Genomic DNA, 20,936 nt, shown 5'->3' on the forward strand with positions numbered 1-20,936 from the left:
CTGTCTGCGTCAAAGTATCCAGCCTCGGAGCATTCACCCGGCCAAGATGGATGTCCGTATATCCCGGGCTTCATAAAACTTAAAATCTAGAATGCCATTTTTGAGGCATGCCTATGCGGTAGCTGTCAACTTTAATGATCGCGTGTCTAGAGCTTAGCTTTGAGATCGATGATCCATATCGCCTAGGGCACGATCATTGCAGTTCCTCATGCGGAACTAGGCGTCTGTGTGAGGGTTCGATTGCCAGAGGTTGAATCATCGCGCTGCCATCGCCGCTATCCACCGTCACACGGTTGCGGCCTGATTCCTTGGCACAAAACATTGCCGTATCCGCCCGGCGCATGACGTCCTCAGAATCCGCATCACCTGCAAAAATGGCAACACCGATGCTAGCCGAGCAGCGATGTTCCACAATGGGTGAGCCATTCGATCCTGCCAGGTGATAGGGCTCGCTCAAACACTCTAGAATTTTGTATGCCACCTGCGCCGCCTGCTCGCTGGCCTGCTGTTTCGTCTCATCTAGTTCGCTTAGCAGGACAACAAATTCATCGCCCCCGAAACGGGCCACGGTGTCGGTAGTGCGCACGCAGTCGGACAGGCGCCTGGCGACTTCGACCAGCAATCGGTCACCGACGTCATGGCCGTGGCGATCATTGAGCGGCTTGAAGTTGTCCAGATCGAGGAACATCAGCGCGCAGAAGCCTCGATCACGCTGAGTGGCCGCCAAGACCCGGCCAAGACGATCCTGCAGCAGGCGCCGGTTGGGTAGATGCGTCAGGGGGTCGTAGAAGGCCAGTTGCCGGACTTCTTCTTCGAGCCGTTGCCGTTCGGTTATGTCACGAGCAAGAGAAACCACCTCGCGGTTTTCTCCGGGGCGTTCGGGGAGCCAGGCATTGAACCACTCGCAGGTGATCTGGCGGCCGTCGCGGGTCAGGTTGTTGTTGATACTGTGGGGCAGCACATTCTTGTGGACCATCTGTGACAGTGCCGGCTCAAGGCGCGCTTGATCAACGGTCGGCAGGAGAAATTCGGTGAAAGGTTTGCCCAGCACCTCTTCGCGCTTCCAGCCGAACACTGCCTCGGCCTCGCTGTTCCAGTCTGTGACGATGTAGCCGTCGCACCAGACCATGCCAGCCGAAGGTGAGGTCTGGAAGATCACGCGATGACGTTCTTCGCTGCGGGTTTTGTCGGCGATGGCGATGGACAGCCGACGATTCATGCGGTGGATGTAGAGGGCAATCGCCACTACGACCAACAAAAACCCGATGCTGACGGCCAGTGCTCGGTAGAGCCAACTGAAATCTACTTTCGGGTCCGGCTGATAGAAAAACTCTTCGAGCGGCAGCCCGGCTGGAACCAAGCCGAAGCGGGCATAGGTGTTGGCAATGTGCCGCCAGCGTCCCGGATTGTTGTGGCCGATGTCGATGATTTCCGGATTGATAAGGCGGTGCAGTTCGCGCGCTTCATAGGCTAGGTGCTCGCGAGATTTTCCCTGGCTATTGTAGTGCGCATCAATCAGATCGATAATTTCGGCTGGGTGATCCAAGGCGTACTGCCAGCCGCGCAGAGCCGCACGACGAAAGGCCGCCACCACTGTCGGCTTCTGTTCGGCAAGCCGCCGCCGGGTGAATAGCACATCACCGTAAAAGTCCATGCCATAGCTGATCGGCTTCATGATGGTGTGGGGGATACCAAGTTGAATCAGGCTGAATGGTTCATTCGAACTATAGGCATTGAGGGCCTCGACATTTCGATCGAAGAAATCATCCATATGGCCGTCATCTGGTACAATGTGCAGTTTATCGAGGGAGACTCCTTCATCGATGAACATTGCTTTCAGTTCGACATCCTGGTCGCCCGCCATCATGGCAATCTTGCCGCTTCCGGCGAGGTCGACCGGTCGCTTGTCGCGACCGTGCACGATCAGCACATTAGGGGAATGCTGAAAGATCGGCCCGAGCATCAGAACCGGCTTGCCCTTGAGGTAGTCGATTACCAGGCTGGAGACACCAATGCCGAAGTCGGCCTGTTCATCGAGCACCTTGCTGACCGGGTCCGCGCCGGGGCCGCCTTCAATTAAGGCTACCTCCAATCCCTCTTCGCGATAGAAGCCCTTGGCCAGTGCCGCGTAGTATCCGGCAAACTGGAACTGGTGCTTCCAGCGCAGTTGCAGGGTGACCGACTCCAGCGCACGTACTGGGCCAGCGGCCATTAGCAGGGCCAGCAGGATTACGCACCCGCAGACATGCTGGATAAGTGGGTAACCATTTTTCATATCCTGATTATAAGTCACGCCGGGTGATGAACTTTTGGGGGGGCTGCCAAAAGTTTTGCTGGAACAACTATTTTTTATGCCCTAACCCGTTCAGTCTTATGACCACTTATCTGGTGCCCGGCACTTATGTGTACACTGGAGAGAAAGCAAGCACGTAAAACGGGAAAAAGTATTAAGCTACCATCCCTTTCGGGGCGCGGCCCTTTGCAACGGCTGCTCTCATCAGAGATTAGGCGGCCTTCGTCACTATCGCCTGGACCGCCTCAGCCTGCTTCTTGAGCGGCTCGAAAGCGGCGGCAAAGACAGATCAAGACAGAGGCGGTCAGTTCAGTGATGACGCGGCTATCGGCGATGGCAGCCAACTTCTGAAAGGCAGTGGGATAAGGCTTGATAGGCAGCAACGGGTCACGAAGGGCCGGTTGATTGGGGCGCGGTGGATGGCCGCTGAGCCCCCGGCAGCCGCCAGTCATCGGCAACGTCTGCCATGCCGACTGTGGATCATGTCCGGCACTTCGAGACCGACGCCAGGAAGAAGCTCAACGTGCCACCCCGAACATCTCCCGCTGCTGGTTCCATTCCACCGGCATGTCGTCCATCAGGTCGGCCAGCTGCACGGCCCGCATCCGCCGGTCGCCAGGCATGGCTTACACCCCGGCCGCCTTCACGCCGCGCGGGCGAGACGCTGCCTGACTTCCCTGACGAGGGTCCGCACATGATCGACGGAAAGGCGATCCCGCAGCAGAAAGGTATGCATGGTTGGATCGTCGAGGAGATCGTCCAGCGACGGCTCCCATATCCACCGATCAAGCCCGAAGTCTTGCGCCCGCATTTGCCCCTCCCAAGGTCTGCTATTCTCGACGACGGCTGATGTCTACACCGCATCCGCCCGCTCGTCCGTGAACATTTGCACACAATTACTACCCAGCCGCCGAAGGCAGAATGGTCAATCACAATTCAGTTTTCGGCCTTCGGCACGGACCCCAGACGCTGCAGAAATTCAGGCTCGTCGTAATCGCCCATTTCAGGGTCGGCGGTCTGACGGACAACGTCCACGCCGGCTACGCTGCCGCCCTCCATCATGCGGCTGGCACGTTGCAGGGCCTGTTGCTCGGTCTTGTAGGAAATGGGCGGCTGAGGCTTCAGCCCGCCTCTTTTGCCGAGGATGTATGGCTGGCAGATGAACAAGGTTTCCAGGGCCATGGCGGTATTCCTGCGGCAAGGGCGATTGCCACAGAGTGTTTTCTTTTTGTTCTTTTGTCAATATTCATGGTCGCATCGGGGATTCGCGCCCCCGGTCACCGCGCCGTGATCCCGTACCTTTCCCGCTGCCGGTCCCATTCCACCGGCATGTCGTCCATCAGGTCAGCAAGCTGCAACGTGCGCGGCTGGCGGCCGTCGAGGATGGTTTCGACGATGTCGGGGGCCAGCAAGGTCAGGCGGTAGATTCGGGTCATGTAGGATGGGCTGATCTTCTCGGCTTCAGACAACTCGTTCAGGGATGCCACCTGCCCGGATTCCAGCATGCGCTTCCAGCGATGGGCGCGGGCCAGCGCCTTCAGCAGGGTGTCGTCGGGGGTTGGTTTGGCGCGCACCGGAACGCCCCCACCCTCGGGCACGATCACCAGCTTGCGGCCGCCATATCGCCGCAGAGTCAGCGGCACGCGGATGGTCAGGGTATCGATCCGGATGTCGGCGGTCATGCCGCGCTCCTGTCGCCGGTCTGGGCGGTGATGTCGGCGATGACGCTGGCCAGTCCCTCGGCGCGCAACCGGACCTCGGCGCCGTCTGGGGCGATGGCCACTCTCTCGACCAGAAGCTGGAGGATACGGGCCTGCTCGGCCGGGAACAGCTCGTCCCAGAGTGCCTCGAAGCGATCCAGGGCAGCGCGCAGATCGGCGGGCGCCATGGACGGGGCCATCCGTTCGGCCCGCGCCCGGATCTCAGGGGCGCGCAGCAATGCCCGGACCTGCCCGATAACTGCCGCTTCGATCTCACCGGCGGCGATGCTGCGCACCGGGCAGGACTCGTGGCCGGAATGGATCGCCTTCATGCAGGTATAGTACCGGTACAGCCGCCCCTTCTTGCGGGTATGGCTCGGCGTCATGGCCCGGCCACAATGGGCACAGTGGATCAGCCCCTTCAACGGCGCCGGGGTCGAGGACCGCACAGCGTTGGCCCGCTTCCTGGGCGCATTGTCGGTCTTTACCGCCATCACCTTGTCCCAGGTGGCGCGGTCAATGATGGCGGGATGCTCACCGGCATGGGCCTCGCCTTTGTGGACGGCCTCGCCGAGATAGACCCGGTTGTCGAGCAGCTTGTAGAGGAAGTTCTTGGTGATGGGCGCGCCGTCGCGGTGCTTGCCGTCTTGGGTGGTCCAGGACTTGGTATGGTGACCGGTGGCGTTGAGTTCCTTCACCAGCAGGGTGGCGGAGCCGACCTTGAGGAAGCGGTCGAAGATGTGGCGGACCAGATCGGCCTCGGGCTGGTTGACCACCAGCTTGCGGGCGACCACGTCGTAGCCGAGCGGCGGCACCCCGCCCATCCACATGCCCTTGCGGCGCGACGCGGCGAATTTGTCGCGAATCCACTGCGAGCTGGTGCCGTTCGATGCGGCATTGGCCCAGTCCATGAGCGACCGCGCCGTCCAGGTGGTCCAGGCCAGCGCTGGCCAGGAGTTGCTGCCCCGCGCCGCCGCCGAACGCAGCTCGGTGGTCTGCCGCGGCGGCAAGACCAGCGGCGGCTGGCATGCATCCTGCTCGTGGCAGGATCGCTGCTGGGGAGATGCACGATGACGACGAAACATCGCCCTTTGAGCTACGAGATCCTCCAAATTCGCGAAACCGGTGGCCCCCGCACCATCGCCCGGATCTGGTGCGCCGCATGCGGCGGCACCCTCGATCTCACCCTCACTGCGAATCGTCACGCCGACAACGTCGAGCGGCGGGCCAAGGCCAAGGGGTGGGACTGCGACAAGAACCGCGCCAGCCGCACCATCTGCCCCGACTGCAAGGCGGCTCCTCCCGCGAAAATCAAACCGGCCATGCCCGTCGTACCGAAAGCCTGCCGGTCCGCCACCGCTGCGAAACCCTCCACTCACGCCATCTCAACCGCCAATATGGAGCCCCCGATGACCGCCATCACCCCTGCCGTCCGTCCCGCCACCCCCGACGAGCGCATGCGCATTCGCCACAAGCTGGACGGGGTGTTTGACGATGCCAAGGGCATGTATCTGGATAGCTTCAGCGACCAGCGCGTGGCCGAGGAACTGAAGCTGCCGCGCAAAATGATCGAGCAGATCCGCGAAGCCGCCTACGGTCCCATCCGTACCGATCCCGAGATCGAGCAGTTGCGCACTGACATCGCCGATCTGGTCGCCATGGCCTCCACCCTGACCAATCGGTTGGCCGAGGTCGAGAAGCGTTTCCAGCCCAGATAACCGGGAGCCTGCCCGCGATGACCCATATCACCTCAAGCGGAAATGGTCAGCTTCAGCCCCAGCGCGTCGATCAGCGAGCGAACCGTCTCGTAACGCGGATGGGCGCCAGGGGCGACGGCCTTGTACAGGCTTTCGCGCCCCAGCCCGGCTTTCCCGGCCACCTGACTCATGCCGCGGGCCTTGGCGACATGGCCGAGCGCGGCCAGAAAGACCGCCGGATCGGAGTCTTCCAGCGCCGCCGTCAGATATTCGGCCACCACCTCGCCATTATCGAGATAGGTGGCGATGTCGAAAGCACCGACCTGTTCCGTCATGGCTTAAGCCTCCTCGATCATTTTGGCCAATTCCTTGGCCCGCTTGATGTCTCGCGTCTGGGTCGATTTGTCGCCGCCCAGCAGCAGCAGATAGATCACCTTGCCCCGCCGGGTGAAGTACACCCGGTATCCCGGCCCGAAATGGACCCGCATCTCGCTGATGCCATCCCCAACAGAATCACAGTCACCGAAATTACCGGACTCCGCGGCGGTCAGCCGGGCCAGGATGCGGGCCTTTCCCTTGATGTCGGCCAAGGCCGAAAGCCATGCATCAAAGCTGGCGGTGCGCAGCAGCGTGTTCATGACTCAACTGTATCCAAGTGGATACGGGTGCGCAAGCTTTCAAGGGGGCCTGCTCAATGACCGACATCACCCCCTCCGACATTCAGGCCCAGGCCATCGCCGCCATCCGTGACTGGTTCCATAGTCGCACGGACGAGCAGCAGGTGTTCCGACTGTTTGGCTTTGCCGGAACGGGAAAATCAACCGTGCTGAAATTTGCCCTGGAGGATATGGGCCTAGCGCCCCACACCGAGGACGTGCCCGGCGTGGTCACCGCCACCTTCACTGGCAAGGCCGCCCTGGTGCTGCGGCGCAAGGGTACCCCGGCCAGGACCATCCATAGCCTGATCTATAGCGTCATCGAGGCCACCGACGAGGAGATCGAGGAAGCGGGCAAGCGCATCGCCCAGGCGGAAATCGACGCCCGCCATCTCACCGGCTTCGACCGCACCGCCGCCGAGGCCGCCATTGAGGCCATGCGCCAGTCCATGCGGGAGATGAAGAAGCCGCGCTTCGCCCTCAATCCCGACAGCCCGGCGGCATCGGCCAAGCTGATCGTGCTGGACGAGGTGTCCATGGTCGGCGAGGAGATGGCGCGCGACCTGATGAGCTTCGGCCGCCCCATTCTGGTGCTGGGCGATCCCGGCCAGTTGCCGCCGATCAAGGGCGAGGGCGCCTTCACCAAGGACGCCCCCGACGTCATACTGACCGAGATCCACCGCCAGGCCGCCGAAAGCGCCATCATCCGGCTGGCAACGATGGCCCGCGAAGGCCAGCCCATCGGCTTCGGCCAATACGACGATCATGCCTGGAAGATGCGCATGGCCGACGTCACCCCCGATCAGGCCTTGCGCGGCGGTCAGGTCATCTGCGGCAAGAACGCCACCCGGTTCCAGCTCAACAATGCCCTTCGCCGTGCCGCCGGGTTCGGGGGAATGTTCCTGCCCACCGGCCCGAGCGAAAAGATCATCTGCCTCAAGAATCAGTCCGACCTCGGCCTGATCAACGGCATGTTCCTGTCGCTGGCCGACATCGTCGACGAAGGCAGCCTGTACTTCTCGGCGGTCATCACCGACGAGGACGGCAACCCGGTCGGCCCACCGGCCAAGGGCGGCAAGCCGGGGCGGTTGCTGCTCTACAAGGGCCATTTCGAGGACCATGTCGCTCTCGACCCGCACCGCCACGACCGCGACTGGCGCGACAAGAAGAAGCTGACCGAGGCCACCTTCGGCTGGGCCATCACCTGCCATAAGGCGCAAGGGTCGCAATGGGAGAACGTCGTTGTCTGGGACGACGGTCTGGGGCGAAGCGAGCAGGATCGCCGCCGTTGGCTGTACACCGCCATTACTCGTGCCGAAAGGGGGCTGGTGATACTCGCATGATCGACCTCAACGATGTCTGGCAACCGCCTGCCCGTTTTGACCTGCCCGAAATCCGTGGTCGCCTCGCCGCCACGGCACTGGACTGGCTGCCCGGCCTGTTTCCGCACGGTCTCCTCTCCCCGGATCGCCGGACGCTGCGCTGTGCCGATCTGGCGGGGCGGTCGCCGCGTAAGGAGGGCTCGTGCATCATCCACCTTGCTGGCCACCACGCCGGTTGGGGCTTCGACCATGCCACCGGAGAGAGCGCCGGCCCGATCGATCTGATCCACCACGCGACCGGTCTCGCCGACCGCGATCTGTTCGAGGAAGCCGCCCGGCTGGCGCGGCTGGATCTGCCGGCAGTGGCCCGCCCCGTGGCGGCGAAGCCGAGCCATGATCTGGAGATCAAGCGCATTATCGATGGCAGCATTTCGTTGGCCGGCACCATCGGCGAGACCTATCTGAAGGGGCGTGGCATCGGCAATCCCCGCTCGCCCGACCTACTGTACCACGACGACCTTCCCGACTTCGAGGGACGGCGCGGCTGGCCGGGGCTGGTCGGCATTGTCCGTGACGGTGCCGGCAATCCGGTCGGCGGCATCCACCGCACCTTCCTGCTCGACGATGGCTCGGACAAGGCACCGCCCGGAAAGAAGATGCTGGGGGCAATCGACAGCGGCAGCGTGCGCCTCGCCCCCGTGCCCGCCGACGGCGATCTCGGCATCGCCGAGGGCATCGAGACCGCCCTGTCGGCCTGGGCCATCTTCGGCATCCCCACCTGGGCGGCGCTGTCGGCTGGCGGCATGCGTCAGTGGCAATGGCCCGAGGGCACTCGCCGCGTATCCATCTTCGCCGATGCTGGTGACGTCGGCATGCAGGCGGCCGCCACCTTGGCCGACAGGCTAAATACGGCGGGCATCCCGTCCTCCATCGTCGTGCCCCTGCACGGCGATGACTTCAACGACGATCTGCGCAAAGGCGCGGTCGCCGCACATTATAACAGCCTGCCATCCGCCGAGGACCCGCCGTCCCTCTCCAACTTCGACGATCTGCGCTCCGCCGCACTCAAGCTGACCTATCCGCCCGACATGGACGAGTTCAGCCGGTTGTTGGGGGATCTCGCCCGCGCCCGGCTCGAACCGGCCCATGAGCGCGAGGTGCTGGTCGCCATCAAGGCGGCGGCCCGCATTCCGGTCGCGACCATGGAGAAGCATCTCACGCGGCTTCACCGTGAGTTGCGAAACGGCAACGGCATGCCGTCCGTCCGCCCAGCCTGGTTCGCTCAGATCCGCACTGGCGCCGACGGCAACCCTGAGCGCAACGAAGCCAACGTCATCACCGCCCTGTCCCACGACGAGGCCTTCGCCGGGGCGCTGATCTTCGACGAGTTCCGCCAGGAGATCGTCGTCAATCGCTCGCTGCCATGGGATGATCGGATATCGGCATCCCGCCCGTGGGGGGAAGCCGACGACGTCCGCTGCGCCGAATGGCTCCAGCGCCGCGACATCAATGTTTCCCCCAAGGTGGTGGCCCGTAGCATCGGTGCGGTGGCCCACGGTGTCCGCATTCATCCAGTACGCGAGTACCTGAGCAATCTGACATGGGATGGTATCCACCGCATGGAGACCTGGGCCATCACCTATCTGGGCGCCGCCGACACCCGGCTTAACCGCGCCTTCGGTTCGTTGTGGATGATCTCCGCCGTCGCCCGGATCATGGACCCCGGCACCAAGGTCGATCACATGCTGATACTGGAAGGCCCACAGGGCGCCAAGAAATCTACGGCACTCAAGACCCTGGCCGGAGCAGAGTGGTTCACCGACGAACTGGCTGAGATCGGCAGCAAGGACGCCGCCCAGCAGACGCGCGGCGTCTGGATCATCGAGATCGCCGAACTGGACGCCATCGGCCGCGCCGAGGTATCCCGCATCAAGTCCTTCTTGTCGCGCTCCGTCGACCGCTACCGCCCGCCCTATGAACGCTACGTCACCGACGTGCCACGCCAGTGCGTGTTCGCTGGCACCGTCAATCCCGACACCTACCTGCGCGATGAGACCGGAAACCGACGCTTCTGGCCAATCCGTTGCGGTAAGATCGATCTCGAGGCTATCCGCCGTGCCCGCGACCAGCTCTGGGCCGAGGCCATGGCCATGTACAGCCAAGGTGCCATCTGGTGGCTGGACGATCCCGACTTGATTGCCCAGGCCCGCGCAGAGCAAGAGGAGCGTTACCAATCCGACGCCTGGGACGGCCTGATCGACCGCTGGCTTGTCTACGACAAGCAGCGCGTCAATCGCGGCTACGCTGCCTACGACGACTGGCGGGAGGAAGAGGTGGAGCGGGCTGCTCTTCTGACCGACGTGTCGGTGGCGGAGATCCTCCAGAACGCCATCGGCATCGAACCGGGTCGGTGGACGCGTGGCGATCAAATGCGCATCAGTGCCTACTTGAAGGCTCGGGGGTGGGAGCGGTACCGCAGCCGCAGTGGTGCCTCACTGGATTGGCGGTATCGATCGGAAGGCTGACCGGTTCTTACCTGTCCTGTCTTGGGCCGCGATGACATCGGTCGTCGCGGCCATTTTCATGCCCGGCCTGTTCCCAACCTCTCCTTTCTGTTCCCAACCTCCTCCCAAAATCCGGATCGCCCACTCGTTGGAGAGCGCGTCGTCTTGCCCGATTTGTTCCCAACCGTTCCCAACCACAGGCAGGGGTTGGGAACGCTGGAGGCCCCGGAAATCCTTGTTGTTCCCAACCTTTCCATTGTTCCCAACCTTTTTGAAAGTTATTGGAGGCAGAGAAAAAAGAATGCTTATGGTTGTCCTATAAAGATGGTGTAACACGCTACATTGCGTAAATTTTTCTGGCAGGGAAATGTTTTAGAAATCCGATTCTGGTTGGGAACATGGGAACACACGGCCATCCCATGCCGCTCCGTAATTCGGTTTGCCCCGAGACACCGCGACCCGTAGACTCTCCCTCGACCGAAGCCGAAGGCCCACTGACCTTGTGAGCCTTCACCATGACCACCATCCTCGCCCTTGATCTGGGCACGACCGCCGGCTGGGCTATGCGCCTTGCCGACGGTGTCATTGTCTCCGGCACCATGGAGTTCCGCCCCGGCCGATTCGAGGGGGGTGGAATACGCTTCCTGCGCTTCCGATCCTGGCTGGACCACCTCGAAGCCGGTGCCAAGGGCATCGGCACGGTCTATTTCGAAGAATGCCGTCGTCATATTGGCACCGACGCGGCCCACATCTATGGCGGCTTTCTCGCCCACCTGACGGCTTGGTGTGAACTCAAGCACATCCCCTATCAGGGCGTTCCGGTCGGCACCATCAAGCGCCACGCCACCGGCAAGGGCAATGCCAGCAAGGACATGGTGATCTCCGCCATGCAGGCGCGCGGCTTCAATCCCGAGGACGACAACGAGGCCGACGCCCTGGCCATCCTGTCCTGGGCCATCGACACCGAAGGAGGTGTGCGATGAACTGGCACCCTCCCGGTTACGGTGGCACCCGCCGCGATCCTGAGCAGGTCAAGCGGGACGGCTGGCAAGAGCGTGGCGTCCTGGTCATTGCCGAGGACGATCAGCGCCTCACTTGGCCCGAGCGTGAACTGATCCGCCAGTTGGGCGCCAAGCTGTATGGTCCGCGCCCGGAGGTGTCCCATGACTGAAAACCATTGGACGCCTTCCCTGATTGAGGATCGCCTCGCCGAGGCAGCTGACACCCTGCGCCGCCTACCTGAAACCAGAGGTCAGGGTCATGCCAGCATTTGGCCACCCTATGTGCAGGAATGTTTGGAACCCACCGAGGTGAAGCTACGCCGTCCGCCGCCCTCCGCCGCCGCCATCACCCGCATGGACGAAGCCTTGCCTTGGCTGCGCCATCTCGATCCCACCGACGCCAAGATCATCTGGCTGCGGGCCACCAACGCCCCATGGAAGGTGATCTGCTGGCAGGTCGGCATGACGCGGGCGACCGCTCACCGGCACTGGCTGTTCGCGCTGTGCGTCATTGCCTGGAAGCTGAACGGCAAGCGCATCCCCAGGCACATCTCCAAGGTAGATCTGATCGCCCGCACCAAGGCGGCGGAGGAAAGCGAAAAGTGTATCGATACATCGCAGGGCGCGACAGTGATGGCCAGTTTGGGGTAGATGTAATTCCAGGCTCGCGGAACGGGCGGCGGCAACGATCACTAAATGATCCGCCGCCCGAAGCGGGCGAAAGAATAGAACACCGTACCGTGGAGAATTGGTTCCTCCCCGGCACCTTCCGCTATGCGGGGGGCATCAGCGCCGAATATCGCTAGCGACAGCCCGAAAATCTGGGTTTCCACTTAGGTTTCCAGTTTCCAGCCCAAAGGCGCGATTGTCCAAGGACAGCGCGCCTTTCGCATATCCGGGGGCCTGGAAACCAGGGTGGAAACCACCCCTGGAAACCTGACCGGGTTTCCACCTGCCGGTTTCCAGTTTCCACCAGCCCAGGTTTCCACCCCCATGCAGCTTGCTCTCCCCGAGCCGGTCCCGCCGGCCATCGGCGTGATATCGCGCGCCTTGGCCGCCGAAGGGCTGGTCTATGGCAGCGTGTGCAGTGGGATCGAGGCGGCGACGGTGGCGTGGGAGCCGCTGGGCTGGCGGCCCGCTTTCTTCGCCGAGATCGAGCCCTTTCCGTCCGCCGTGCTGGCCCACCATTACCCCTATGTTCCCAACCTGGGCGACATGACCGCCATCGATGGTTGGGCGTGGCGGGGCAAGATCGACGTGCTGGTGGGCGGAACACCCTGCCAGGCCTTCTCGGTGGCGGGCCTGCGCAAGTCTCTGGACGACGCGCGCGGCAACCTTGCCCTCAAATTCGTGGACCTCGCCAATGCCATCGACCCAGCCTACACCATTTGGGAAAACGTGCCGGGTGCCTTGTCCACCCGCGATAACGCCTTCGGATGCCTTCTGGGCGGATTGGCCGGCGAAGATGGTCCGCTGCTCCCACCAGGGGGCAAATGGACGGACGCTGGTGTTGTGTTTGGACCCACGCGCACAGTCGCGTGGCGGGTGGCGTCACCCCGACCTTGCGGGCGATGTCGGCCTTGGGCCGCGACAATGCCGGTGGCCAGTTGGCGGTCCAGCACGGCATGGCGGTGCGCCGATTGACACCCCGCGAATGCGAGCGGCTTCAAGGCTTTCCCGACGATTACACCCGCATCCCCTGGCGGCGGAAGGCCCCGGAGGATTGCCCAGACGGCCCGAGGTATCGCGGGCTGGGGAATTCCATGGCTGTTCCGGTGATGTCCTGGATCGGCAGCCGCATCCAGGCCGCAGGAAAATGACAATGGCCCATCCGTTTCCCGATACCGTCGAGCATTGGAGCATCGACCGGCTGATCCCCTATGGCCGCAATGCGCGGACCCATTCGGACGGCCAGGTCGCCCAGATCGCTGCCAGCATGGTGGAGTTCGGCTGGACCAACCCGGTGTTGGCCGACAGCCAGGGCAATGTCATCGCCGGGCATGGCCGACTGGCCGCCGCCAAATCCCTCGGCCTGGATACGGTGCCGGTGGTGATCCTCGACCATCTGACCGAGGCCCAGCGCCGCGCCTATATTTTGGCTGACAACAAGCTTGCTCTCAATGCGGGATGGGATGAAGAAACCCTGGCGGCGGAGCTGCACGCGCTGAACGGCGATGGCTACGATCTCGGCGTCATCGGCTTCTCCGACGAGGAGTTGGACGCCCTGATGGCTCCCCTTGATGACGAGGGCGACGGCCAGGGTGATGAAACCGGCGAGGACGAGGTGCCGGAACCGCCCGCCGATCCGGTGACGCGGCCGGGTGATCTGTGGATCTTGGGCCAACATCGCCTGCTTTGCGGCGACAGCACCATCCTGGCCGATGTGGAGAAGGTGCTGGGTGGCGCCCCCGCTAACATGTGTTTCACCGACAGCCCGTACAACGTTGATTACGGCGCACCGGGCAAGGGAGGCAAAGGCCGTCGCATCCTCAACGATGCCCTGGGCGGCGGGTTCAAGCAGTTCCTGTACGACGTCTGCGTTAACATCCTGGCCGTGACCAAGGGTGCGGTCTACATGTGCATGTCGTCGTCGGAGTTGCACACCTTACAAAGCGCCTTCCTGGAGGCTGGCGGACACTGGTCGACGTTCATCATCTGGGCCAAGAACACCTTCACCCTGGGGCGCTCGGATTATCAGCGCCAATATGAACCGATCCTGTACGGCTGGAAGGAAGGTGGCGGCCATTACTGGTGCGGCGCCCGCGACCAGGGGGACGTCTGGTCGATCAACAAACCGGCCCGGAACGACCTCCATCCGACCATGAAGCCGGTGGAACTGGTGGAACGGGCTATCGGCAATTCATCGCGGGAGAACGAGATCATCCTCGATCCGTTCGGCGGTTCCGGCACCACCCTGATCGCCTGCGAACGCATGGGGCGGCAGGCTCGGCTGCTGGAACTCGACCCCAAATACGTCGATGTCATCGTCCTGCGTTGGCAGGAGCAGACTGGCGAAGCAGCCATTCTGGATGGTGATGGCCGCTGCTTCGACGACATCGCCGCCGGGAAGGCGGTCAGCGCCGGGTGATCCGGCGCAGGGAATGCTGGTATTTGGCGTCGGAAGGTTTCCAGTTAAGCGGCTTGCAGCCGAGTCGTAGATCACGGTTCCAGAATTCCAGGATCTGCTGGTTGGAATAGCCCCGGCCCCGGAAGTACTCGAAATCGGTCTGCGACCATTGAGGATGGGCCTTCAGGGCCGCGGTGGGGCGGACGGTCAACCGGGCCGCCATGGTCACTTCGCCTCCTGGCCAGCGGTAAATGCGGCTTCCAGGGCCTTCTTGACCTGCCAAACCGACAACTCGTGGAAGTCGAGGCGGTCGCTGTTGCGGGTGTCCAGGGTTTCCAGGTTCAGGATCTGGGTGGCGATCTCGGTCAGGGCTTGGTCTCGGGATTTCATGCTCTTGGCCTTCCGTTGTGGTGGGGCCAGTACCGCTCTATGGCGCCGACAGATCAAGTCGATTAAGCGTGCAATTTCAATAAGGTGATCGATTGCGTCAATCTCGCCGTATGTCCATGGTCGAGGCCGCCGCCAACGTGGTGATCGGTTACGGCATCGCGGTCGCCACCCAGGTGGTGGTGTTCCCGATCTTCGGCATTCACATCACCCTGGCCGATGATCTGGCGATCGGCTTGGTGTTCGCCGTGGTGTCCTTGGCTCGGGGTTTCATGCTGAGGCGGGTCTTTGAACGGCTCCGGTGACAAATTGGCGACATGCCCTTAATCTTCTTCCGGGATTCTTGTCCGGGAAGGAAAAACAGCATGAGCAAGACCGCGATTTCCAAAGCCATCCGCACCGCCACCGGCTGCACCGCCGCCCAGGCCGACGAAGCTGTCGATGCCTTGGTGGCCACCATTCTGGATGGCGTGAAGTCCGAAGGCCGCTTCCGGATGATTGGATTTGGGACCTTCTCGAAGTCCGAGCGCCCGGCCCGGCAGGGCCGCAATCCCCAGACCGGCAAGACCATTGAGATCGCGGCGTCCTCGACCATCAAGTTCAAGGCGTCGTCGTCGCTGAAGAAATAGGCTGAAGAATGGCGGTGGACCCAGAGCAGGTGGCGCGCAGCGCGGACGATTTGATTGAGCATTACGGTCAAACCGCTCTCGAAGTCGCCCGCCAGCAGGTTGAGCGTGCGTCGAGGACAGGTGATCATCCTGCCCTCGATCTCGCCCTGATGGTTTTGACGGAAATCGAGCGCCGTCAGACTGCAGAATCCAATTTGTAAACCCGGCCCCGGCCTTCGATCTTCTCGCTGGTGACGTCCAGGCCGAGCTTCTTCTTTAAGGCCCCGGCGATTGCGCCCCTTGCCGTATGTGGCAACCAGCCGAACTCGGCGGTAATCTCGGCGATGCTGCTGCCCTCGGGCCGCTTCAGCATGGCGATCAGGGCCTCCTGCTTGGTGCCTTCGCGGGGCTTGCGGGCCGGTTTCGAGACGTGAGCGTCCGTGGGCGGGGATTCTGCCTTGTCGGCCATGTCAGCCCCCGGTTCTTCTTCCGGCGCCGTGTCCGCGCCCGTGTCGGCGACAATGCCCAACGCCGTGTAGGCGGCGGCCGTGGCAACTAGCGTTAGCGGGGTTCCGTCCTCGTCTTCGCGCCAGACCGGGGCACCGGCTTCAACCGGAATCGCCTCGATCAGGCCCTTCTTGATCATGCTGGTCAGCACCATGTCGACCGCGCCGCCCTTCAAGGATGTGGTGATCGGTAGGACCAGCCCGCCCTCGCGGGCGCAGGCGGTGGCGAGGATGACGGATTGGGTGTCGGAAAGCTGAATCGTGGTCATGGTGGTTCCCTCCGGGGTGTCGGCGCGGGGTGCGCCTGTACCACCCCGAGCCCAACCGGGCGGACCCGGTCGGGCGATGGGGCAACCAAGGGCGTCAGGCGGCCATGTTGGCCAGGAGACGCCGGGCCTCGTAAATCGCCGCCCACATGGCGCGGTCATCGGCAGGCCCATCCGTTGCTTCTATCTCGGTCGCGGCGCGGTCGATGGCCCGCAACGTTCCCACCATGGCGGCATTGTCGGCACGCAGGCGGTCGATCTCTGTGGAATCAGTCATCCGTATCTCCTTTCTTGACGGTGCTGCCGGCGAGGCCGGACATCAGGCTGCCGCGTCGGCCATGACCTCGAAATGGGTGACGAAGCCGGTGAGGTAGGGCAGCCCGTGCGGGATGCCGGTTTCCCGCGCCGTGAGGCGGCTGATGGTCCAGGCCATCCAGCGGGCCACCGCCGCTTCAATTGCCGCCGCCAGCCCGAGACCGCGAAACAATCCGTTCGCGACGTCGTCGGCGAAGTGGCGGCCTTGGGTGCTGTCGAGGAAATCGCGTACCGCCGTGTCGGGGCAGCCGGTGACGAGTTGGATCGCAGGCATCGCCAAATTCCAGGCTTCGGCCTGGTCGGCGTGATCGCCCAAGGTGCCGAAAAAGCCCCAATCAATATTGGCGGTGGGGAGGATGGTGTTGGGCATGGTGGTCTCCTCTGTTCGTGGGACCATCCATCGCTCTGTCGGCCCGGCACATCAACTGGAATAGCGGATCATTTCCTTTCGTTTTAAGGCTTCGATCATGGGGGTGTCCGTTCGCGAATATGCCCGCAGGCGTGGCGTCAGCCATACCGCCGTGCGCAAGGCGGTGCAGACGGGCCGGATTCCCCAGGAGCCCGACGGCACCATCGACCCGGTAAAGGCCGACGCCGCCTGGGATTCCCAGACCGACCCGGCCCGACGGGCTGCAGTACCGCCGCCCTCAATGTTGCCCCCCGCCCAGAAGCCATCCTCGTCGCCATCACTCCAGCGCGAGACCGTTCCGCCATTGCCCAGCACATCCGGCGCCACCTTCAACCAAGCCCGCACGGCCCATGAAGTCGCCAAGGCCCAGAAAGCCCGTATCCAGGTGGACCGCCTCAAGGAAGAGGTGGTCGATCGGGCGCGGGCCACCGCCCTGGTGTTCAAGTTGGCCCGGCAGGAACGCGATTCCTGGATCACCTGGCCCGCCCGCATTGCCGGGCAGATGGCGGCTGAAATCGGGATCGAACCGCATTTGATGCAGACCCTGCTGGAAACCCATGTGAGGGCCCATCTTGCCGAACTCGCCGAAATTGAGCCGACGTTCCGGTGATCCTGGGGGTGAGGATTCCTTCGCCTTCCGGGGATCGGACGTCCTGCTCCAGGCGTGGCGCGATGGATTGCGTCCAGATCCGGCCCTGACCGTCTCGGAATGGGCCGATCAGCACCGCATGCTGTCCAGCCGGGCCTCGGCGGAGCCGGGCCGCTACCGCACGGCGCGCACACCTTATATGCGCGACATCATGGACGCGCTGTCGCCCACCAATCCGGTGCAGCGGGTGGTGTTCATGAAGGCGGCCCAGGTGGGGGCCACCGAGGCTGGTTGCTGCTTCATCGGCTTCGTCATCCACCATGCGCCGGGGCCGATGCTCTGCGTCCAGCCGACGGTGGAGATGGCGAAACGGGCCTCACGCCAGCGCATAGATCCGCTGATCGAGGAAAGCCCGGCTATCCGCGATCGGGTCAAACCGGCCCGCTCGCGCGACGCCGGCAATACCATGCTGTCGAAGGATTTCCCTGGCGGCACATTGGTGCTGACCGGTGCCAACAGTGCGGTGGGCCTGCGTTCCATGCCGGCCCGTTACCTGTTCCTCGACGAGGTCGACGCCTATCCGGCTTCCGCCGACGACGAAGGCGATCCGGTGGGGTTGGCCGAGGCGCGGTCTCTGACCTTCGCCCATCGCCGAAAGGTGTTCCTGGCCTCGACGCCGACCATCCGGGGCATGTCGCGGATCGAGCGGGAATACGAGGCCAGCGATCAGCGGCGGTTCTTCGTGCCGTGCCCCCATTGCGGGACCATGCAGTGGCTGAAATTCGAGCGCCTGCGCTGGGACAAGGGCCGCCCCGAGACGGTGCGCTATCACTGCGAAGCCTGCGAGCAGGAGATCGCCGAGCACCACAAAGGCGCCATGCTGGCGGCAGGCGTTTGGCGGGCGACGGCCACGGGCACTGATCCCGGTACCATCGGCTTCCACATCTCGGCGCTGTATTCACCGCCGGGCTGGCAGTCGTGGCGCGACATCGTCCGCCTGTGGGAAGCGGCCCAGGGCAATGACGATGCCCTGCGGGTGTTCAAGAACACCGTGCTGGGCGAAACCTGGACCGAATCCGGCGAGGCCCCCGACTGGCAGCGGCTCTATGACCGCCGCGAGACCTGGGCCAATGGCAGTGTGCCGGAAGGCGCCCTGTTCCTCACCGCCGGGGCCGATGTCCAGAAGGACCGCGTCGAGATCGATGTCTGGGCCTGGGGCCGCAACCTGGAAAGCTGGCTGGTAGACCACATCGTCATCGACGGCGGTCCCGAGAAGGCCGAAACCTGGACTGCGTTGGAGCAGGTGCTGGCGAAGACCTGGCAACATGCCAACGGTGCCGCCCTGAAGATCGCCCGTCTCGCCATCGACTCCGGCTACGAGTCCTCGGCGGTCTACACCTGGGGCCGCAGGGTGGGCGTAGGCCAAGTCTCGCCGATCAAGGGTGTCGAGGGCTTCAACCGCTCCAGCCCGGTGTCGGGGCCGACCTTTGTGGACGCTACCGAGGGCGGCAAGAAGGTGCGCCGTGGTGCCCGCCTCTGGACGGTGGCGGTGTCCACCTTCAAGTCGGAGACCTACCGGTACTTGCGCCTGGAGCGGCCCACCGACGAGGAACTAGCCGAGGGAATCCGTTTCCCCGCCGGAACGGTGCATCTGCCATCGTGGTCGGATTCGGAATGGTGCAAGCAGTTCGTCGCCGAGCAGCTGGTGACGGTCAAGAACCGGCGCGGCTTCTCCAAGCTGGAATGGCAAAAGCTGCGCGAGCGCAACGAGGCGCTGGATTGCCGGGTCTATGCCCGCGCAGCCGCCTGGATCGTCGGTGCCGATCGCTGGTCAGAGGCTAAATGGCGGGATCTCGAGAAGCAGGTGGCGGCCACGGACTTTGCCTCTGCCAGTGACCCGGAGGCCGGGCAGATCCGCCGGATCGCTCGCCGACCCCGGCGGATCATCAAATTCAGTGGACTGAACTGATCATGACTCTCGACGAGATGAAGGCTGAGCGCGAGCGGGTGCTGGCGCGGCGTAACTCGCTGGTGGCTCGCGTCACGGTTGGCGACCGCACTGTCCAGTACGACCTGACCCAGGCCAATCACGTCCTGGCCGATCTCGACCGCCGCATCGCCGTGTTGGAAGGCAAGAAACCCCGCCGCCGCATTCTCGCCGTCGCCACCAAGGGATTGTAACCATGTTGTTGGGACTGCGCAGGAGGATCGGCGCCCTGATCGGCGGCTTCGAGGCCGCCCAGGGCAGCCGCCGGCTCAAGGGCTTCCAGCCCAGCCGCGCCCATGTCAATACCCTGATCGCGGCTGCCGGTTCCGACATCACGGCGCGAGCCCGTTATCTGGTGCGCAACAACGGCTACGCCCTCAACGCCGCCGAAAGCTGGACCGGCAACGCGGTGGGCACCGGCATCAAGCCGTCGTCGCTGATCGCCGACAAGGATCTGAAGACTCGGGTGCAGCAGCTCTGGCTGGCCTGGACCGACGAGTCCGACGCCGAGAACCTGACCGATTTCTACGGCCAGCAGCGCCGGGCCGCCCGCGAGGTGTTCATCGCCGGGGAAGTGTTCTTCCGCCTGCGCCCGCGTCGCCCGGAAGACGGCCTGACTGTGCCGTTGCAGCTTCAGATGCTGCCGTCCGAGATGCTGCCCCTGACCCGAACCGAGGTTCTTCCCAACGGCAACGTGATCCGCCAGGGCATCGAGTTCGACCGCATCGGTCGGCGGGCGGCATATTGGTTTCTGCGGCGTCATCCCGGTGATCTCACCGATCCCGGCATGGTCGGCGAAATGGTGCGGGTGCCGGCCGCCGAAATCATCCACGTCATCGACCCGGTGGAATCCGGCCAGCTTCGTGGCGTCTCCCGGCTGGCCCCGGCAGTGGTGAAGCTGTTCCTGCTCGACCAGTACGATGACGCAGAACTTGAGCGCAAGAAGATCGCGGCCATGTACGCGATGTTCGTCATCTCGCCGGCACCAACCGATATTATCGATGTGACCCCAGCCGACGATGGTTCCGGCGACCGCATCGTCGAGGTCCAGCCCGGCCAGGTGGTGCCCTTGGAGCCGGGCGAGCAGATCCAGACCTCGGCCCCCGCCGATGTGGGCGGATCGTATGAGCCATTCGAGTATCGGACGCTGCTGCAGATCTCGGCCGCCACCGGCATCCCTTACGCCTATTTGTCCAACGACATGCTGAAGGCCAACTACTCCAACTCGCGCATGGCGCTGCTGGAATTCCGCCGCCGGGTCGAGGCATGGCAGCACTCGGTGATGGTCCACCAGATGTGCAGGAAAGTGTGGCAGCGCTGGCTGGATGTGGCGGTGCTGTCCGGGGCGCTCGACATTCCCGGCTACGAGCGCAAACGCGCCAGCTTCATCGCCTGCTCCTGGCTGCCGCCGAAATGGGACTGGGTCGATCCGCTGAAGGACGCCAAGGCCGAGATCGAGCAGATCGGGGCGGGTCTGAAAAGCAGGACGCAAGCACTGGCCGAGCGTGGCTACGACGCCGAACAGGTCGATGCCGAGACTGCCACCGACCGGGAACGGGAACAGCGGTTGGGGCTGACCTTCGGTTCCGATCCGCCACCGCTCTTGTTGCCCCCACCGACATCGTAAGG

The 20,936-nt window shown here is 63.5% G+C and carries 30 protein-coding genes; 17 read left to right on the forward strand and 13 right to left on the reverse strand.

From position 1 onward, the window contains the following. Positions 1–193: 193 nt before the first annotated feature. From MGMSRV2_RS12725 to MGMSRV2_RS12740, 5 genes are all read right to left on the reverse strand, one after another. A complete protein-coding gene (locus MGMSRV2_RS12725; protein ID WP_052588971.1) occupies positions 194–2,275 on the reverse strand; it encodes a diguanylate cyclase domain-containing protein in 2,082 nt (693 codons plus the stop codon). 661 nt (positions 2,276–2,936) lie between these two features. Then, positions 2,937–3,104 (reverse strand): hypothetical protein, encoded by a 168-nt coding sequence (locus MGMSRV2_RS21465; RefSeq protein ID WP_024080760.1) that lies wholly within the window; start codon positions 3,102–3,104, stop codon positions 2,937–2,939. Positions 3,105–3,229: 125 nt separating this feature from the next. Continuing rightward, complete coding sequence (locus MGMSRV2_RS12730; RefSeq protein ID WP_024080761.1) at positions 3,230–3,475, reverse strand: hypothetical protein; 246 nt, start codon at positions 3,473–3,475, stop codon at positions 3,230–3,232. Positions 3,476–3,570: 95 nt separating this feature from the next. After that, positions 3,571–3,975 carry a hypothetical protein gene (locus MGMSRV2_RS12735; RefSeq protein WP_024080762.1) on the reverse strand — a complete coding sequence of 135 codons (405 nt, stop codon included), beginning with the start codon at positions 3,973–3,975 and terminating at the stop codon, positions 3,571–3,573. Then, positions 3,972–4,904 (reverse strand): recombinase family protein, encoded by a 933-nt coding sequence (locus MGMSRV2_RS12740; protein WP_242410679.1) that lies wholly within the window; start codon positions 4,902–4,904, stop codon positions 3,972–3,974. The genes MGMSRV2_RS12735 and MGMSRV2_RS12740 overlap by 4 nt, the downstream gene beginning before the upstream one ends. Between MGMSRV2_RS12740 and MGMSRV2_RS12745 the strand changes: the two genes are divergently transcribed. Further along, positions 4,903–5,067, forward strand: coding sequence for a hypothetical protein (locus tag MGMSRV2_RS12745; protein WP_242410680.1), 165 nt, complete (start codon positions 4,903–4,905; stop codon positions 5,065–5,067). The two genes, MGMSRV2_RS12740 and MGMSRV2_RS12745, sit on opposite strands and share 2 nt — an antisense overlap. Positions 5,068–5,194: 127 nt before the next feature. Here MGMSRV2_RS12745 and MGMSRV2_RS21470 read toward each other — a convergent pair whose 3' ends face one another. Then, entirely contained in the window at positions 5,195–5,368 is a 174-nt protein-coding gene (locus MGMSRV2_RS21470) for a hypothetical protein (RefSeq protein ID WP_158497764.1), read from the reverse strand. A 34-nt stretch (positions 5,369–5,402) separates the two neighbouring features. Here MGMSRV2_RS21470 and MGMSRV2_RS21145 point away from each other — a divergent pair, with 34 nt between their 5' ends. Then, positions 5,403–5,711, forward strand: coding sequence for a hypothetical protein (locus MGMSRV2_RS21145; RefSeq protein ID WP_144084306.1), 309 nt, complete (start codon positions 5,403–5,405; stop codon positions 5,709–5,711). Positions 5,712–5,743: 32 nt separating this feature from the next. Here the strand turns inward: MGMSRV2_RS21145 and MGMSRV2_RS12755 are convergent, their stop codons facing one another. Together MGMSRV2_RS12755 and MGMSRV2_RS12760 are read right to left on the reverse strand one after the other, a co-directional pair. After that, positions 5,744–6,025, reverse strand: coding sequence for an addiction module antidote protein (locus MGMSRV2_RS12755; protein ID WP_024080766.1), 282 nt, complete (start codon positions 6,023–6,025; stop codon positions 5,744–5,746). A gap of 3 nt (positions 6,026–6,028) precedes the next feature. Continuing rightward, positions 6,029–6,328 (reverse strand): type II toxin-antitoxin system RelE/ParE family toxin, encoded by a 300-nt coding sequence (locus MGMSRV2_RS12760; RefSeq protein WP_024080767.1) that lies wholly within the window; start codon positions 6,326–6,328, stop codon positions 6,029–6,031. A 56-nt stretch (positions 6,329–6,384) separates the two neighbouring features. Here MGMSRV2_RS12760 and MGMSRV2_RS12765 point away from each other — a divergent pair, with 56 nt between their 5' ends. The 8 genes from MGMSRV2_RS12765 to MGMSRV2_RS12795 all read left to right on the forward strand — a co-directional run bounded on the left by MGMSRV2_RS12765 (position 6,385) and on the right by MGMSRV2_RS12795 (position 14,261). After that, positions 6,385–7,689 (forward strand): ATP-dependent DNA helicase, encoded by a 1,305-nt coding sequence (locus MGMSRV2_RS12765; protein ID WP_024080768.1) that lies wholly within the window; start codon positions 6,385–6,387, stop codon positions 7,687–7,689. After that, positions 7,635–10,193, forward strand: a complete 2,559-nt coding sequence (locus MGMSRV2_RS12770; protein ID WP_242410681.1) for a VapE domain-containing protein — start codon at positions 7,635–7,637, stop codon at positions 10,191–10,193. The genes MGMSRV2_RS12765 and MGMSRV2_RS12770 overlap by 55 nt, the downstream gene beginning before the upstream one ends. A gap of 494 nt (positions 10,194–10,687) precedes the next feature. After that, positions 10,688–11,155 carry a RuvC family protein gene (locus tag MGMSRV2_RS12775; RefSeq protein WP_024080772.1) on the forward strand — a complete coding sequence of 156 codons (468 nt, stop codon included), beginning with the start codon at positions 10,688–10,690 and terminating at the stop codon, positions 11,153–11,155. Then, the gene (locus MGMSRV2_RS12780; protein ID WP_024080773.1) at positions 11,152–11,343 is read left to right on the forward strand and encodes a hypothetical protein; all 192 of its coding nucleotides are present in this window, start codon (positions 11,152–11,154) and stop codon (positions 11,341–11,343) included. Before MGMSRV2_RS12775 ends, MGMSRV2_RS12780 begins: the two co-directional genes overlap by 4 nt. Beyond that, a complete protein-coding gene (locus tag MGMSRV2_RS12785; RefSeq protein WP_024080774.1) occupies positions 11,336–11,824 on the forward strand; it encodes a DUF6362 family protein in 489 nt (162 codons plus the stop codon). Before MGMSRV2_RS12780 ends, MGMSRV2_RS12785 begins: the two co-directional genes overlap by 8 nt. Before the next feature lie 342 nt (positions 11,825–12,166). Next, entirely contained in the window at positions 12,167–12,817 is a 651-nt protein-coding gene (locus MGMSRV2_RS12790; protein ID WP_024080775.1) for a DNA cytosine methyltransferase, read from the forward strand. After that, entirely contained in the window at positions 12,799–12,993 is a 195-nt protein-coding gene (locus MGMSRV2_RS21720; RefSeq protein WP_339325556.1) for a DNA cytosine methyltransferase, read from the forward strand. The genes MGMSRV2_RS12790 and MGMSRV2_RS21720 overlap by 19 nt, the downstream gene beginning before the upstream one ends. A gap of 2 nt (positions 12,994–12,995) precedes the next feature. After that, positions 12,996–14,261, forward strand: a complete 1,266-nt coding sequence (locus MGMSRV2_RS12795) for a site-specific DNA-methyltransferase (RefSeq protein ID WP_024080777.1) — start codon at positions 12,996–12,998, stop codon at positions 14,259–14,261. On the opposite strand, the gene MGMSRV2_RS12800 is transcribed toward MGMSRV2_RS12795, so the two are convergent. Together MGMSRV2_RS12800 and MGMSRV2_RS21635 are read right to left on the reverse strand one after the other, a co-directional pair. Continuing rightward, complete coding sequence (locus tag MGMSRV2_RS12800; RefSeq protein ID WP_024080778.1) at positions 14,248–14,463, reverse strand: hypothetical protein; 216 nt, start codon at positions 14,461–14,463, stop codon at positions 14,248–14,250. The genes MGMSRV2_RS12795 and MGMSRV2_RS12800 overlap by 14 nt on opposite strands. 2 nt (positions 14,464–14,465) lie before the next feature. Beyond that, positions 14,466–14,630: a DUF6900 domain-containing protein gene (locus MGMSRV2_RS21635; protein ID WP_024080779.1), complete on the reverse strand. Its 165-nt coding sequence runs from the start codon at positions 14,628–14,630 to the stop codon at positions 14,466–14,468. A 92-nt stretch (positions 14,631–14,722) separates the two neighbouring features. On the opposite strand from MGMSRV2_RS21635, the gene MGMSRV2_RS12805 reads away from it, so the two are divergent. Genes MGMSRV2_RS12805 through MGMSRV2_RS21150 form a run of 3 tightly spaced genes read left to right on the forward strand, consistent with a single transcriptional unit; the run spans position 14,723 to position 15,456 of the window. Beyond that, the gene (locus tag MGMSRV2_RS12805; RefSeq protein ID WP_041633614.1) at positions 14,723–14,932 is read left to right on the forward strand and encodes a DUF7220 family protein; all 210 of its coding nucleotides are present in this window, start codon (positions 14,723–14,725) and stop codon (positions 14,930–14,932) included. A 60-nt stretch (positions 14,933–14,992) separates the two neighbouring features. After that, complete coding sequence (locus MGMSRV2_RS12810; RefSeq protein ID WP_024080781.1) at positions 14,993–15,256, forward strand: HU family DNA-binding protein; 264 nt, start codon at positions 14,993–14,995, stop codon at positions 15,254–15,256. An 8-nt stretch (positions 15,257–15,264) separates the two neighbouring features. Further along, positions 15,265–15,456, forward strand: coding sequence for a hypothetical protein (locus MGMSRV2_RS21150; RefSeq protein WP_144084307.1), 192 nt, complete (start codon positions 15,265–15,267; stop codon positions 15,454–15,456). On the opposite strand, the gene MGMSRV2_RS12815 is transcribed toward MGMSRV2_RS21150, so the two are convergent. The 3 genes from MGMSRV2_RS12815 to MGMSRV2_RS12825 form a co-directional block, all read right to left on the reverse strand. Then, entirely contained in the window at positions 15,432–16,010 is a 579-nt protein-coding gene (locus MGMSRV2_RS12815; protein ID WP_024080782.1) for a DUF3489 domain-containing protein, read from the reverse strand. The two genes, MGMSRV2_RS21150 and MGMSRV2_RS12815, sit on opposite strands and share 25 nt — an antisense overlap. A gap of 94 nt (positions 16,011–16,104) precedes the next feature. Beyond that, a complete protein-coding gene (locus tag MGMSRV2_RS12820) occupies positions 16,105–16,284 on the reverse strand; it encodes a hypothetical protein (RefSeq protein ID WP_024080783.1) in 180 nt (59 codons plus the stop codon). A gap of 42 nt (positions 16,285–16,326) precedes the next feature. Then, complete coding sequence (locus tag MGMSRV2_RS12825) at positions 16,327–16,692, reverse strand: hypothetical protein (protein WP_024080784.1); 366 nt, start codon at positions 16,690–16,692, stop codon at positions 16,327–16,329. Between the two features lie 97 nt (positions 16,693–16,789). Between MGMSRV2_RS12825 and MGMSRV2_RS12830 the strand changes: the two genes are divergently transcribed. From MGMSRV2_RS12830 to MGMSRV2_RS12845, 4 genes are read left to right on the forward strand one after another with little or no spacing between them, the layout of a single operon-like run. Further along, entirely contained in the window at positions 16,790–17,341 is a 552-nt protein-coding gene (locus tag MGMSRV2_RS12830) for a hypothetical protein (protein WP_024080785.1), read from the forward strand. After that, a complete protein-coding gene (locus MGMSRV2_RS12835) occupies positions 17,322–19,289 on the forward strand; it encodes a terminase gpA endonuclease subunit (protein WP_041633615.1) in 1,968 nt (655 codons plus the stop codon). The genes MGMSRV2_RS12830 and MGMSRV2_RS12835 overlap by 20 nt, the downstream gene beginning before the upstream one ends. Before the next feature lie 2 nt (positions 19,290–19,291). Then, a complete protein-coding gene (locus tag MGMSRV2_RS12840) occupies positions 19,292–19,501 on the forward strand; it encodes a phage head-tail joining protein (protein WP_024080787.1) in 210 nt (69 codons plus the stop codon). 2 nt (positions 19,502–19,503) lie between these two features. Continuing rightward, a complete protein-coding gene (locus tag MGMSRV2_RS12845; RefSeq protein ID WP_024080788.1) occupies positions 19,504–20,934 on the forward strand; it encodes a phage portal protein in 1,431 nt (476 codons plus the stop codon). Positions 20,935–20,936: the final 2 nt, after the last annotated feature.

Origin of the sequence: Magnetospirillum gryphiswaldense MSR-1 v2 (assembly GCF_000513295.1) — a bacterium.
GTDB classification, from domain to species: Bacteria; Pseudomonadota; Alphaproteobacteria; order Rhodospirillales; family Magnetospirillaceae; genus Magnetospirillum; species Magnetospirillum gryphiswaldense.